Origin of the sequence: Paenibacillus sp. YIM B09110 (genome assembly GCF_037167145.1) — a bacterium.
Taxonomy (GTDB): domain Bacteria; phylum Bacillota; class Bacilli; order Paenibacillales; family Paenibacillaceae; genus Pristimantibacillus.
Genome location: NZ_JBANSP010000026.1, coordinates 31233 through 45521 on the forward strand (window position 1 = coordinate 31233; position 14289 = coordinate 45521).

17 protein-coding genes and 1 pseudogene are annotated in these 14289 nt (G+C 49.0%); 1 reads left to right on the plus strand and 17 read right to left on the minus strand.

The annotated features are described in order from the left end of the window. Positions 1-2: 2 nt before the first annotated feature. The 12 genes from V8F51_RS26110 to V8F51_RS26165 form a co-directional block, all read right to left on the minus strand. The gene (locus V8F51_RS26110; RefSeq protein WP_337103434.1) at positions 3-749 is read right to left on the minus strand and encodes a hypothetical protein; all 747 of its coding nucleotides are present in this window, start codon (positions 747-749) and stop codon (positions 3-5) included. 139 nt (positions 750-888) lie between these two features. Next, on the minus strand, positions 889-1272 hold the full coding sequence (gene panD / locus V8F51_RS26115) for an aspartate 1-decarboxylase (RefSeq protein ID WP_337103435.1): 384 nt from the start codon (positions 1270-1272) through the stop codon (positions 889-891). Then, complete coding sequence (panC, locus tag V8F51_RS26120; RefSeq protein WP_337103436.1) at positions 1199-2149, minus strand: pantoate--beta-alanine ligase; 951 nt, start codon at positions 2147-2149, stop codon at positions 1199-1201. Before panC ends, panD begins: the two co-directional genes overlap by 74 nt. Further along, on the minus strand, positions 2146-3051 hold the full coding sequence (panB, locus tag V8F51_RS26125) for a 3-methyl-2-oxobutanoate hydroxymethyltransferase (RefSeq protein ID WP_337103437.1): 906 nt from the start codon (positions 3049-3051) through the stop codon (positions 2146-2148). Before panB ends, panC begins: the two co-directional genes overlap by 4 nt. A gap of 292 nt (positions 3052-3343) precedes the next feature. Continuing rightward, positions 3344-4318: a biotin--[acetyl-CoA-carboxylase] ligase gene (locus V8F51_RS26130; protein WP_337103438.1), complete on the minus strand. Its 975-nt coding sequence runs from the start codon at positions 4316-4318 to the stop codon at positions 3344-3346. Next, a complete protein-coding gene (locus V8F51_RS26135) occupies positions 4311-5621 on the minus strand; it encodes a CCA tRNA nucleotidyltransferase (protein ID WP_337103439.1) in 1311 nt (436 codons plus the stop codon). Before V8F51_RS26135 ends, V8F51_RS26130 begins: the two co-directional genes overlap by 8 nt. A gap of 42 nt (positions 5622-5663) precedes the next feature. Next, complete coding sequence (gene bshA, locus V8F51_RS26140; RefSeq protein WP_337103440.1) at positions 5664-6827, minus strand: N-acetyl-alpha-D-glucosaminyl L-malate synthase BshA; 1164 nt, start codon at positions 6825-6827, stop codon at positions 5664-5666. A 74-nt stretch (positions 6828-6901) separates the two neighbouring features. Next, positions 6902-7618: a bacillithiol biosynthesis deacetylase BshB1 gene (gene bshB1, locus V8F51_RS26145; RefSeq protein ID WP_337103441.1), complete on the minus strand. Its 717-nt coding sequence runs from the start codon at positions 7616-7618 to the stop codon at positions 6902-6904. Next, the gene (locus V8F51_RS26150; RefSeq protein WP_337103443.1) at positions 7615-8037 is read right to left on the minus strand and encodes a methylglyoxal synthase; all 423 of its coding nucleotides are present in this window, start codon (positions 8035-8037) and stop codon (positions 7615-7617) included. The genes bshB1 and V8F51_RS26150 overlap by 4 nt, the downstream gene beginning before the upstream one ends. A gap of 30 nt (positions 8038-8067) precedes the next feature. Next, positions 8068-8874 (minus strand): 4-hydroxy-tetrahydrodipicolinate reductase, encoded by an 807-nt coding sequence (gene dapB, locus V8F51_RS26155; RefSeq protein ID WP_337103444.1) that lies wholly within the window; start codon positions 8872-8874, stop codon positions 8068-8070. A 5-nt stretch (positions 8875-8879) separates the two neighbouring features. Then, on the minus strand, positions 8880-9425 hold the full coding sequence (locus V8F51_RS26160; protein WP_337103445.1) for a tetratricopeptide repeat protein: 546 nt from the start codon (positions 9423-9425) through the stop codon (positions 8880-8882). 54 nt (positions 9426-9479) lie between these two features. Next, a complete protein-coding gene (locus V8F51_RS26165) occupies positions 9480-9815 on the minus strand; it encodes a nucleotide pyrophosphohydrolase (protein ID WP_337103446.1) in 336 nt (111 codons plus the stop codon). Positions 9816-10012: 197 nt separating this feature from the next. Between V8F51_RS26165 and V8F51_RS26170 the strand changes: the two are divergent. Continuing rightward, positions 10013-10228: pseudogene (locus V8F51_RS26170) on the plus strand (YitT family protein); the annotation flags it as partial. A gap of 2 nt (positions 10229-10230) precedes the next feature. On the opposite strand, the gene V8F51_RS26175 reads toward V8F51_RS26170, so the two are convergent. The 5 genes from V8F51_RS26175 to V8F51_RS26195 all read right to left on the minus strand — a co-directional run bounded on the left by V8F51_RS26175 (position 10231) and on the right by V8F51_RS26195 (position 14050). Continuing rightward, the gene (locus V8F51_RS26175; protein ID WP_337103447.1) at positions 10231-11100 is read right to left on the minus strand and encodes a sporulation protein YpjB; all 870 of its coding nucleotides are present in this window, start codon (positions 11098-11100) and stop codon (positions 10231-10233) included. A 43-nt stretch (positions 11101-11143) separates the two neighbouring features. After that, positions 11144-11773: a DUF1405 domain-containing protein gene (locus V8F51_RS26180; RefSeq protein WP_337103494.1), complete on the minus strand. Its 630-nt coding sequence runs from the start codon at positions 11771-11773 to the stop codon at positions 11144-11146. Positions 11774-11933: 160 nt separating this feature from the next. Continuing rightward, positions 11934-12809 (minus strand): c-type cytochrome, encoded by an 876-nt coding sequence (locus V8F51_RS26185; RefSeq protein ID WP_337103448.1) that lies wholly within the window; start codon positions 12807-12809, stop codon positions 11934-11936. A gap of 19 nt (positions 12810-12828) precedes the next feature. Further along, positions 12829-13500, minus strand: coding sequence for a menaquinol-cytochrome c reductase cytochrome b subunit (gene qcrB, locus V8F51_RS26190; RefSeq protein WP_307201559.1), 672 nt, complete (start codon positions 13498-13500; stop codon positions 12829-12831). A gap of 16 nt (positions 13501-13516) precedes the next feature. Continuing rightward, positions 13517-14050 carry a ubiquinol-cytochrome c reductase iron-sulfur subunit gene (locus V8F51_RS26195; protein WP_337103449.1) on the minus strand — a complete coding sequence of 178 codons (534 nt, stop codon included), beginning with the start codon at positions 14048-14050 and terminating at the stop codon, positions 13517-13519. Between the last annotated feature and the right edge of the window lie 239 nt (positions 14051-14289).

Genomic DNA, 14289 nt, shown 5'->3' on the forward strand with positions numbered 1-14289 from the left:
TCTCACAAACAGCACAGCTCCGTGCTTCCAAAATATAACGATAATTGCAAAGGCGTTTGCTGACATGACTTCAAGTTGTTCAGCGGGTCGGTAAAGCTGGGATAAACTTGATGAGCCTTCATGAACAGCTTCTCCGCATGGGCAAGGTTCATATGAACCGCTTGAATGCATCCTAGCGCATTATAGCCTAAAGCAAGCCATTTAGGGAAGTCCGTTAATGCAATCAATAATTGAAAATGCCGCTGGGCTTCGTTCCAATTCTGCATATGCATATGGGTCATGGCCAGAAACAGACGAGCAAGATTGCATTCCGGCGATTGTCCTACAGCGACCTGAAACTGCGCGGCGGCTTCAGGGAACATCAATAATTTATAATAACCTTGTCCCTTGGAAATAATAGGTGCAGCATCTTCTGGAATTTCTAGATCCGCTTTGTTGCAAACGGACGAAGCAGACGCTGTGTAAACGTGAGATGCTGCCGGCTCCTGTTCAAGAGCTTTCGCAGCATCGCTACCACCTGACCCTGTCGTTGCTGGGGCGGACTTGCTTACAAGCTCGCCGTAGCTGTCCTTGAAGTCAGACAGCTTCTCTTCAAATTCAAGCCATTGTTCGATGAACGAATCGCTCACCTTCTTAAGCTCGTTCATTTGCTGCTCGAACTGCCTTTTTTGCTGCTCGCATGCATCAGGATATTGCTGGATCATCTGATCGAGCAGCTCATTCATTTCAGTAAACATATGCTGGAACATACCGCATCCCGCCTTCGCCAAAGAATTAAGGAGTGTGTTATGCTCATTTTTTGTTTTTACGACGCTTTTCATTCAGCATCCCAGCCGTTACATAAGTAAGGAATTAAGTAAAGAACAATCGCGCGCTTCCATGCAAATATTACAAAATCGTTGAATGAAGCTCTTCCGTCAGTGAACGAAGCGGCTTGTTATCGGCATCCAGTATCGTTACGATCGGCTTGTGCGCTTTCGCTTCTTCATTGCTCATAGATGCATAAGAAATAATAATGACTTGATCTCCCGGCTGTACTTGCCTTGCAGCTGCTCCATTCAAGCAAATGACGCCAGATCCGCGCTCACCGACAATGACGTACGTTTCGAAGCGTGCCCCGTTATTGTTATTAACGATTTGCACTTTCTCATTCTCCCATATATCGGCTGCATCCATCAAATCCTCATCAATGGTAATGCTACCTACATAATTGAGGTTCGCTTCCGTAACCGTGGCCCGGTGAAGTTTTGATTTCATCATTGTTCTGAACATAGTCCTGTACCTCCGTTCTCTCCAATAAACAATTATCAATTAATCTTGTCGTTCCGAATTTAACCGCCAGCGCAAGAAGCAATGGCTGCTTAACTTCAAACAACGATTCCGCTTGCGACAACGTGTCAAGTCTTGGATAATGAAGCAGCTCTACATAATCAATGACGGCTTCGCTTGATTTGCTAATATGAAGCTTCACTTTAGCCAAGAGGCGTTCTGCGTTCATGTCAGGCTCCAGGTACCATTCGCTAGCAAGTGCAAGAGCTTGCGACAGCACGACCGCCTGGCTGCGTTGCTCGGCGCTTAAATAAACGTTGCGCGAGCTCAATGCGAGTCCATCGGGCTCACGCACAATCGGACAAGGGACAATTTCTACCGGTATGTCCAGATCATTGACGATTTGCTCAATCACGGCTACTTGCTGCGCATCCTTCATGCCGAAGTAAGCGCGATCCGGTTGAACAAGATGGAACAGCTTGCTGACAACTAGACCTACTCCGTCAAAATGTCCGGGACGCGATGCCCCGCATAAGCGATCTGTAACCTGTTCAACGATCAAACGAGTCAGCGGCTTCTCCGGATACATCTCGGCAACTGACGGCATAAATACAACATCTACGCCAACCGCTTTTGCCAATGCTAGATCTCTTGCTTCATCCTTCGGATATCGGTCCAAATCTTCATTCGGACCGAATTGAAGCGGATTTACGAATATACTTAGTACCGTAATATCGTTATTTTCCTTCGATTGCCGCATCAGACTTGCATGTCCTTCATGCAAATAACCCATGGTCGGCACAAAGCCGATGCTTGCGCCCTCTTTTCGGAAGGCGGCTAATTGCTGCTTAAGGTCTGCTTTCGTTTGGCTAATGATCATGACAGCCGCACCTCCGCAGCCGACTTCGTTGACTTCTCTATCGGTTCAGAACCAGAACCGTTACCTCCGTATAGAGGTTGAACAGCCGACGTATGGCCCAGGAAAGCATGCTCCTCCGCTGGGAAGGCAGCCCCTTTAACATCTTGAACATAGGACTGAATGGCATCTCTAATCGTGGTGCCGATGTCAGCATACGTTTTAACGAATTTTTTGGGTGTATAAGGCGATGCGTATTGCAGCAGATCATGGTAGACAAGCACTTGCCCGTCACAACCGCGTCCTGCCCCGATCCCAATCGTAGGAATTGTGAGCGCCTCGCTTATTGCCGCTGCGAGAGGTTCCGTTACGAGCTCCATTACGATGCTGAACGCGCCGGCTTGCTCCAAGGCTTTAGCGTCACTCATAAGACGTTCAGCTTCCTTGTCGAGCTTACCTTGCACCTTGTAGCCGCCAAGCTGATGCACGGATTGCGGTGTAAGTCCGATATGCCCCATCACCGGAATGCCGGCTTTCACCAATGCTTCGACGTCTGCTACAATTTCTGTTCCGCCCTCGAGTTTAAGCGCGTGGGCTCCGCCCTCCTGCATGATTCGCGCCGCGTTGCGAAGAGTCGTCTCGCGTGACGCGCCGTATGTCATGAACGGCATATCGGCAACGATGAACGTTTGCCCCGCTCCGCGAGCTACCGCCCTTGTATGATAAATGATGTCGTCGATCGTTACCGGTATTGTCGTCTCGTAGCCAAGTACGACATTTCCGAGCGAATCACCGACCAATATAACGTCAATACCTGCTTCCTCGGCTAACTTCGCCGAAGGATAGTCGTAAGCGGTGAGCACGGAAATCGCATTGCGTTCCTGCTTCATTTTTTTCATTGATGTGATCGTCAGTCGTTTCCTCATCAGCTTCTCATCCCCTTCGAATGGTATAAGAACAGAACAAGTCTATTCTTATATTTTAAACACAAAAAAACCTTTTAGCCGCTGCTAAAAAGGTCCCCAAACTGAAAAGGAAACGATTTCTTATGGTGCTTCCTTCTGTCTCGGTCCTAGCGGCTCAGAGCAGAGTGTGCTTTTCCAACCATTTGCTTAAAACTTAAATTGTCGAACGATTGTCAGTGCAGCTTCCAAGGAATACCGCCTGATACCGCTATTTTAACAGACTTCTGTCTATTCGTAAACGGATGCGCGCAGCTTATGTCGGTTCGCCCATTTCAGCCGAAAAAATGGGAATGACACTGCCGTCCTCCAATTGAATGTTAATCGCGCCGGATGTATCAAGCCCTACTGGAATGCCTGTTATCGTACCTTGCGGTGTCACCAAGCTCGCTGGTTTGCCAAGCGAGACCGAGAGTGCCTCCCATATCGTAATAATTGGGCTGAACCCTTGCTCTTGGTATAGATCGTACAATTGCTCCCACTCATGCATGAACTGAATGATAATATCGCTCCGCGACAACGTTTGTCCTGAAGCGATGCGCAGTGAGGTCGCCTTCTCAAGAAGTCCGTCAACATAATCGGATGGCTCCAGATTGACGCTAATACCCACACCGGCAATCACATAACGAAGCCGTTCGTCTTCTGCTGCAGATTCCAATAAAATGCCGCTTATTTTCTTCCCTTCGATCAACAGGTCATTTGGCCATTTGATGCCGATGGACAGTCCTGTTAGCCGTATCAAGCTTCTGCACAATGCAACAGCAGTAAGCAGAGTCAATTGCGGAGCAAAGTGAATCGGCACGGATGGACGTAGCACCATGCTCATCCATATGCCTTTGCCTTTCGGCGATACCCAGCCTCTTCCCATGCGCCCCCGACCGCTCGTCTGTTGTTCTGCAATGATAAGCGTACCTTCAGGAGCACCGTTCTCTGCCGCATCCCTAGCGACAATCTGCGTCGATTGAACAGTGTCGTGCAGATGAATGTTTCTACCAAAGCGGCTTGACGTCATACGGCTTGAGAGCAGATCGGAATCGAGCTTGTCCGGAATGCTCAACAATCGGTAGCCTAAACGTCGGGATGCCTCAAAACTATAGCCCTCGGCCTCCAGCTTCTGAATCTGCTTCCATATCGCCGTTCGGCTCACTAGCAGCTCCTGGCTCATCTTCTCTCCGGATACATATTGACCCGGCTCTCGTAAAAACATTTGCAACAGCTTATCGTTACTCATTGTTATTGTCCTCTTTATCCCAAAGTTCGGCTTGCGCGAGGAGCGTCTCTCGTTCATTCGCGAGCTCGCAGCTAGCCACTTGTACAAGCAGATGATGCAGACACCGGCTCACCCAAGGACCTGTCGGTTTCATAAGCCGCTGAGCAAGCGTACGTCCATTCACATCCAGCTGCTTTAACGTTATGATTGGAAACGCATTTAATTGTTCCTTCAGCATGGACAAATCGATTGCATCTGAACCTGAGCCGACTTCATTATAATGTAGGGCAGCTTCAACGAGAAGCCAATCCTCCGACATTTGTCTGCCTTCGCGAATAACAGTCTCAACCCACCACTGCTTAAGTGAAGGAGCGTTGACAGCTCTTTCTCTCTTCATATCAATGGCATTCTCATGCAAACGGATCAATCCTGTAATTCTCATTCTTCGATTATTCGATAGCTTCAGCAGTCGCAATGATTCATCTGCAGCGACCGAAGAAATTGCGCTTTCAATCAGCACGGCAGCCCATCTGCAATCCAAATCATCAAGCAGACTGATCCGCCCGTATACTTTATCGCTTCGACTCGCGGTTAAGGTACAGTTCCGACTCAAACTTTGAAGCAGCGGAAGCTTGTCTTTCAACTTAAACAGCAAGCCGCTCGCATGCAGCCATGCGAGCGCTCTGCGCGGATCACTGCCGGCAAACATCTTGTCGAGCTCGGCTTGGACGCGCTCCATTGCAATATGCCGCATAAGTTCGCTATGTTTCTTAAGTGCCCTCCAAGTGGAGACGGTCGGCTGAAAGCCGTAGACGGCTATGAACCTGACTGCTCTCACCATTCGCAGCGCATCTTCCTGAAAGCGCGCATCGGCATCCCCAACACAGCGAATATAACGCAGCTCGATGTCGTTAGCGCCGCTGTATGGATCGTAGACGCTCCCGTCTTTCATAAGCGCCATCGCATTGATCGTGAAGTCGCGGCGCAACAGATCGCCTTCGAGACTCGTTATGTACGCAACGCCAGAAGGCTTGCGATAATCCTCGTAAGCAGACTCCTGGCGATAGGTCGTCACTTCATAGGTCTCCCCTTCATGAACGATCGTAATCGTTCCATGCTGGAGACCAGTCGGTATACATTTTGGAAACAAAGCCATAACCTGTTCAGGTCGCGCAGAAGTTGCAATATCGACGTCCTTGACCGGAAGTCCGATAACCGTATCTCTTACCGCGCCGCCTACAAACACCGCTTCATAACCGTTTTCCTCAAGCTTAGCGACAATTGGCACAGCGGCTTCGAGCAGCGTGGGCAATGTAAGCTTCATACGTTATCCAGCCTCCGATACATGTGTCAATTTGCAAGCACTTTACTCTCCGCAGACGATCATTGGCATTTCTGCTTCAATTCCGAGTACCCGGTAATAAATTTGTTCATATTGAGCAGTAATCACATCGTTGCAGAACTCATGCGTCGCACGGAAAATACATGCTTTTCTGAATTGCTCATGCAGCTTCTCGTCTTGCAGCAGACGAATCGCGTTTTCTGCCATGCTCTCCACATCGCCAATTGGGCTCAAGAAGCCCGTCTCCCCATGTGTAACAAGCTCTGGGATTCCGCCTGCGTTAGAGCCGATCGTCGGCACGCCGCATGCCATCGCTTCAAGCGCAACGAGCCCGAAGCTTTCCTTCTCGGATGGCAGCAGCAGTACATCGGCCAGTGAAATGACTTGCGCAACGTCCTCCTGCTTGCCTAGAAAGACAACGCGATCTTCAAGTCCCATGTTTTTGATTTTGCATTGGATCTTGGTCAATTCCGGCCCTTCGCCTACAAGCATCAGCTTCGCCGGCATCTTCTCCGCTACCTTGGCGAATATATCGATAACATCTCCGACCCGCTTCACGGGACGGAAGTTGGAAATATGCATGAGCACTTTCTCATGCGGCTTGACATAATCGGCACGCAGTGAAGCCGAATCTCGCGGATAATAAATCCGTTTGTCGACGAAGTTATACGTCAAGTCGATCGGCGTCATAATATCGAGCAAGTTTCTCGTTTCGTTAATCAAATCATTCGATACGGCGGTTACCGCATCACTTTGATGAATGGCTAGACGGATCAAGTCTTTAAGCGATTCGTCTTGCGCCAGTACCGTAATATCCGTACCGTGCAACGTCGTCACTGTCTTCAAACCATCGCCAATCATTTGCTTCGCCAAGTAAGCACATACCGCATGCGGAACCGCGTAATGAACATGAAGCAGGTCTAGCTGCTGCATCTTCGCCACTTGAGCCATTTTGCTGGCAAGCGATAAATCATATGGCGGGAAACGAAATACATAATAATCGTTAACTTCGACTTCATGGAAAAAAATATTTTTGTGAAAATGTCCCAATCGGAACGGAATGCTATGTGTAATAAAATGAATCTCATGACCGCGTTCGGCAAGCAGTTTACCGAGCTCTGTGGCAACAACACCTGATCCGCCAAGCGTAGGGTAGCAGGTAATGCCGATCTTCAGTTTCTTCGCCACTTTTGTCGCACCTCCTGTGCAAGCGTCTATCTGTTTAATGTATTCGACAAGAGCTGTACGATTTGTCTTTGATCTTAAAATAACGTAACAGCATGCGGGCGCTTAATCGCGAACCCTTCGGCGTAGGCCCATCCGCGGGCTTGTCCAAGCAAAGCATCTCTTGCTTCAACCCGTTCAACATAACTATTCGTCAGCGGGGTCGACACACGGTCTTCACCCGCAGAGGCTTGACTGAATTGCGAGCGATAGGCAAGCATCGATTGACGCTTCACGTCATAATGCTCGCTTACATCCACGACTAGCGATACCTGCTCGATATCGTTTATATAATAATAAATGAATTGTTCGACTTGAACTGGCGGAATCTCCGGCAAATAACGACGAAGTTTGGCATTGAATACCGCTTCCTCGATAAGCCGGCTGCAATTCACATGATCCGGATGGCGATCTACCCAATACGGCGCGAACACGATTCGAGGACGGAAATAACGAATTTCCGCAACAATTCGCTCGATCTGCTCCTTCGTGCCTTCAAGCCCTCGATCAGGCATGCCGAGATTCGTTCTTGCGGATAGACCAAGCACCGCAGAAGCATCGGCAGCTTCTTGCTGCCTCAGCTCTACGGTGCCGTTAGAAGACATTTCCGCAAGAGTCAGATCACATACACCTACACGATGACCGGCACGCACATGCTTCGCAATTGTGCCGCCCATCCCAATCTCCGCATCATCCGCATGAGCGCCGAATACGAGTATGTCCAATGACTCCGATTGCGCAGTCCTCACGTTCATTTTGTTTCCTCCGGCTTGTATTTATGTACAAGCTCTCTCCATGCAAAGTCACCGCGTTCCAACGCCTTCACAAGCAGCTCAGCTGTCGCGATATTCGTCGCTACCGGAATGCCTTGTACATCGCAAAGACGAAGCAAAGCAATAATGTCCGGCTCATGCGGCTGCGCCATTAACGGGTCGCGTAAAAAAACAATCAAATCCATTTCATTATCCGCAACGAGAGCGCCAATCTGCTGGTCGCCGCCAAGCGGACCCGATCTGAAGCGATGTATGTTAAGCTTCGTCTGCTCCATAATACGAGTGCCGGTCGTACCGGTCGAATATAATTGATGAGGAACAAATACATGCTCATAAGCGATAACGAAATTAACCATTTCTTCCTTCTTGCGATCATGTGCGATAAATGCGATCTTTAACATGCCTTTCCCCTCTCCCGCTGCGCAAGCTCATTAATCCATAATATGTTCGAAACCGTAGATCATCCCGCTGTAGTTCATAACCTTCTTCACCGCGAGATTAACACCCGGCATATAACCGGCGCGGTCATAAGAATCGTGGCGAATCTTGAGCGTTTGTCCATGACCGCCGAAGATAACCTCCTGCTGGGCGAATACGCCCGGCAGCCTGACGCTATGTATGCGGAATCCGTTGTAATAGCCGCCGCGAGCCCCTTCAATCGTTTCCTCTTCCTTCGGATTGCCTTGGCGAAGCTCTTGTCTCACTTGAGAGATCAGCTCCGCTGTCTTGATTGATGTACCAGATGGCGCATCAAGCTTCTGATCGCCGTGATATTCGATAATTTCGACATGCGGCATATATTTGGAAGCTTGTGCGGCGAACTTCATCATCAGTATAGCACCGATGGAGAAGTTAGGCGCGATCAAACCGCCAATGCCTCTCTCCTTGCAAAGCTCGTCCAGCTCCACGATCTGTTCCGGCGTAAACCCCGTTGTCCCCATAATCGGACGAACTCCGTGAAGTATGGATTTCTTAGCATTGCTATATGCCGCTTGCGGTACCGTGAAATCAACAAGAACATCGGCCCCGGCGCTTGCCAGTGCTTCCTCTAGCGTTGCGCTTACGGTTACGCCTGTTTCGCGAACGCCTGCGAAGATCCCTGCGTCGACAGGGCCGGCCGAAGGAGCGACGGCTGCGACGAGCTGCAGCGCCTCATCCTCCAGCACCATTTTCACAACTTCCCGACCCATTCTTCCGCTTGCGCCTACTACAGCAACTTTTATTTTCTCAGTCGTCATCGCAATCACCTATTCCTTTTTCGTTTCATTCCGCCGTTCTTTAGCCGTTCCGACCGCCGTTTGCGGATTACGTCAGCGAACAAAGTCCGAGCAGACGAATGTTCGGGTTCAAGCCGTATCGCCTCGCGCGCGGAAGCAACTGCTTCATCCAATCTCCCGAGTGAACCATATACGACACCTAATGTATAGAAGGCTTCGAAGCAGAGCGGATCCAGCCTCGTTGCTTCAATAAGCAGCAGGGTCGCCTTATCAGGTTGATTCGGATCGTTCAATAGAAGCAGTTTCGCTTCAGTCAGAAGCAGCTTCGATTCTATCGTATGCAAGTGGAATCTGAATTCTGCGTTGTCCGGTTCAAGCGCCAGCGCGCCATCCGCATAATGCTTCGCTTTGTTCCACTTGCCGCTGCGCGAGCAAGAGATCGCGCATTTATGATAATAACTCGCATTGTCCGGCTCTACCGCTATGGCTTGCTCAAACCAATATATCGCTTGCTCAAAATCACTGTTAAGGATGAATTCATAAGCTTTCTTGATGCAGCCCTCTCCGTCCATCCGCCCATCCTCCTTGTACACAGGTTGATGGTACAGCATATGTAAGGAGCTTGTTTACAGTTCGGTCGTTTTCTTCGTCCACCGATTAGCATCGCGCGTCGCGAACTTGTGCATGACCTTATCATGAGCCTCAGTGAGGTCAATGCCTAGTGAATTAGCGAAGCAGGATAGCAGGAACAAAATGTCCCCGAGCTCCATTTCGACCGAGTTATCCGCCTCGTCCGCTTTCTTGGGCTTCTCGCCGTAGAAGTGGTTGATTTCTCTAGCGAGCTCGCCTACTTCCTCAGACATTCTTGCCATAAGCGCAAGCGGACTGAAGTAACCTTCCTTGAATTGCGAAATATAAGCGTCAACTTCACCTTGTATATCCTTCAACGATTTATCTGACATCGTCTCTAATTCCTTTCCGACTAAGCTGCAACTTGGGTTTGGTTTGTAGAAATGCCCAAATCCATATACGTTTCTATGTTAACGTAAGTCGTTCATGAAAATCAATGTTTTTCGTTTATTGAATGACCAAGCGCAAATGTTGTACTCGATGCTCGGCACATTGTCGCTTTCCGGCCGACTTACGCCGCTTCAGGCCAATAGCAAAGCAAGTAACGTATGACCTAAATCGAGGCGTCACGCTGCTCCCTGCGAAGGGCGCGTATTCCGAACAACAAAAAGAGGTCGTCTATTGCGTCGTCCAATGGCAGGAAACCCGCCGATTGAAACAAATTGTACGCAATATCGACCCTCGTGCCTTTATCGTCATTAACGAAGCGCATGATGTGCTAGGTGAAGGATTCAAGGAAGAATAGCTCTATTTCAAAGGCTTGATTCCATATGGCGAGCGTTGATATTTGCGCCACCCTGAATAGGTTAGAACTGCGCAAATAATTGTCCCTAGAAACAGCGCCCAACTGATAGGATTCGTTGAGACGGCAGGCGCAACGACCGGCAAAACAGCTGTCTCACGTCCTTCATCGAACAATTGAACGAGCTTATCCCTTAACGCATCCAGCGACTTGTTAACCCGTTCACCATTCGATCCGCCGTCCATAATGCCGTCCAATAGCAAGTCTGTATAATGGGCACGAATAAGTGCTTCATTAATTGCAGTATCGCCATACTGAATAGATGCTGCTAGCTCGATTCGGATCAAATGCTCGTTTAAGCTATCCATAGCCGCGCTTGCAGCGAGTGCGCCATCGTCTGTCGACCGCTTCCATGATTGCTGCACTCTCGTCCAATCATGAAGCAGCACGCTCTCATATTGCAGCCATAAGGCATGCTCTGGACGCACCAAAGCATCCGTAGACAGCTCGATGCGCGATGCAGCCATTAGCCAGCCTGAACCTGGCTCGCCTCTAACTAAAGCCTGCTCGATCTGGGCGACAGCCTCGTTAATCGCTTCCCAACCAGCTTGTGATCCTGAACCAGACGCAGAAGCTTGTTTGGTAAGTTGATTGAACTGCTGAAGCTTTAGAAATCCGGCTTGGCGATTATTCGTATAAGCTGCTTCATACAATGAAGCGGCCGCCTCGTCCAGGCTCGCTAACATTCTCGCCTCGGAACCTGCTATCAATGAATTGCCGCTAGGGCCAAATAATGTGTTTCCCCATACTGCGCTTGCTGAACCGATCGTCATGACGATACATAAGACGAATGGAATCATAATCCGTATCTTCATGGACATCCCCCCATAGTTTCATTCTATGAGGGTAAGACAAGCGTTATACCTTCTTTCTAAAGCGCCAGACGATCATTGCTGCAAAAAAGCTGAATATCGACAATCCGTATGTGAAGGCGCGTACGGCAGGAATATCGTCTTCCAACTCATCTGCAAGCCATGGGAAAACCTCATACGTATAATCAATCGTATCATTCAACAGCAGCCAAGCTGTGCCGACAAGCAGCGCGGCAAATCCGGCTTTCATATAGCGGAAGTATAACAAAGCTTCGACCGCCATCCCCAAATGCGATGCCATCAGCATATAATGCGTCCACTCTAGTTGATCGCCTTGCCAAGCGCCTGCTTCGATCATCGCTACTGCCCAAATACCGTATTTCACGGAGCATACGACAGCAAGAGCTTCGATAATAACACGCCCCCCAGTAACTAGACGCGAAGAACTTCTTGGCGGAAATAGCAAGTAGAGCAGCGCTAGCGTAAAAAATAAGCTGGCAGTCGGGCTGTCCGGCACGAACACCAAAACCCAAGAATCGAAGTTTTCGGATGTATAGATAAGCTGGCTTTCATACCAAATGTAGCCGTATACCGTTCCGAGCAGGTTGACCAAGAAGAGCAGCCATAGAAAAGGACGATAAAGCAAGATCGAGCTGTTCCATACCATTTTGTTCATTGTTCTCCTTTCAAGCGTAAACGGCTGAGGCCGTCCTTTGGCGGCAACTGCTATCGTTTCGCGGTGAAATATAAGCCAAGCATAAGCAGCAGATTTATACTTCTTATATTTCAAAAAAAACCTGACCGCATGATACGATCAGGTTTTTCTATTGCTTATGTTATTCGGTTGCAGCCTTCTGCTTAGACAGCCACGTTGTTAATTGATCTATCTCTTCAGTAGAAAGCTTAGAGCCAAATTCAGGCATAGCCCCGTTATTTTTACCGTTCGTTACGATCTCGACAAGCTCTTCCTTCGAATGCCTGTCGCCTACGCCTACCAAGCTAGGTACAGATCCTTGGCCTTTCAGGTCAGCTGCATGACACGAAACACATTGTGCTTGCTTCGCGATATCCATTGCTGGATCATTCGCGTCAACCAGTGCTGCTTCCACGGTAGGCTTCGTATAGTTCGGTCTTTCTTCGCCCTTCTCGGCAGCCTCGCGAGCTTTCTCCTCGCGCTCGATATGCTCTGGAACTTGTCCATTGATCTCGAGCTGGTGCTGATAGTGATCCCACGATATGACCGTCAAGTATACACATGCAATCAATGTAAGACCCATAAGCGATGAAGCGATCGGACGGCGGTAGAAGCGGCGTTCCTTGCCTGTATCGAGGAAAGGAGCGAGCAGCAAAGCGCCGAACATAACGCCTGGAATACCCATTGTACCAAGAACGATGTAGTCCTGGGATACGTAAGGATACTTAAGGAATTGATACAGGAACAGGAAGTACCAGTCCGGCATCGGAATAAATGCAGCGTTCGTCGGATCCGCAGGATAACCTAGCGGAGCCGGCTCAGCAATTGTCCATACTAGAAAACCGACCAAGACTACGCAACCGACCATCCATTCTTTAAGCAGGAAGTTCGGAATAAAGGCTTCCGACTTGCCCGGGTAAGAGGTATAGTCCGGCGGTATGTTCGGATGGTTGTTTTTCTTAACACGAGAATCGCCTACGTAGACAACTTTCTCGTCTGACTTATGACCATGCGCCATAATAAAATCCTCCCTTCGCTTAAAGTGGTCCAGAAATACCTTGCTTCCGTATCATCAAGAAGTGAGCTGCCAGCATGGCGATCAATGCGCCAGGCAAGAAGAACACGTGGATAGCGAAGAAGCGAGTCAACGTCTGAGCGCCTACGATGTCGCCGCCGTATAGGAACGATGCGATATACGGCCCGATATACGGAACGGATTCAGCGATCTGAACACCAACTTTTGTTGCGAAGTAAGCTTTGTTATCCCAAGGCAACAGGTAACCTGTGAAACCGAGGCCTAACATAATGAAGAAAATAAGCATCCCGACTACCCAGTTCATTTCGCGCGGTGCTTTGTAAGAACCGGTAAAGAATACACGCAGGGTATGTAGGAACATCATTACGATAACTAAGCTTGCGCCGAAGTGATGCATGCCTCGAACGATTTGTCCGAATGCAACTTTGTGCTGCAAGTAGTCAACGCTGGCATAAGCATTAATAATGTCCGGAACATAATACATGGTAAGGAACATGCCGGACAAAATTTGAATTACAGTGATGAAGAACGTCAAACCGCCAAAGCAGTATACGAAAGCGGAGAAATGATGAGCCGGGTTAACGTGCTCGGGCACCTCGTGGTCCGCAACGTCTCTCCAAAGCGGCGTAATGTCTAGACGTTCGTCAATCCAGTTGTACACACTTTTAAACATCTGAAATACGCCCTCCTTAACTCATCCGCGAGTTCGGCTTAACCGGACCGAGATAAACAAATCCGTCCTCAAGCTTCACTTCGTATTCATCCAACGGGTTCGGTGCTACGGCAAGGTTTTTGCCGTCCTTCGTATAACGCGCGTCATGACAAGGACAATCATACTCGTTTTTGCCTTTCGTGTTCCAGCCTATCGTGCAGCCCAAATGCTTGCACACTGGCGAAAGTGCAAATACCGTACCGTTGTCATCCTTGGAAATCCATGCCGCGAGCTCAGGATCGCTCACGTACCATCCATCGATTTGATGGATTTTGAATTTGAATTCTTGCGGTTCATTTGTAATTTTGCTTTCTTCAACAACTTTGACAAAAGTGCCTTCGCCCTTCTTCTCAAGGAGCGGGTCCACTGCAAAACGGACCATTGGCAATACCGCGCCGCCCATCATAAATGCAGTCGTGCCGCCGAGCGTATATGACAAAAATTGACGCCGGGACATTTCTTTGCGCTGAACCGGTCGATGCGCGGTCTCGTGTTGTTCGTGGTTACTCATCTTCTGTTCTAACCCCCTTTGCCAACCATATCTCGCGTCTTGCCGCACGGCAAAACACATGACGAACTAGGACATAACTTATAATAGCCTAGGTGCTAGGGAGCGTCAAGAATATGGCTGGATATTTGCGCGTCTAACAAAATGCCGTTCATTAATTTGTTATCATTTTGTCACATTTGACCTTGTCTGCCATAAGTTTTCCCCAAAACCCGATTTTATTATACAAAATGCCAATCGCC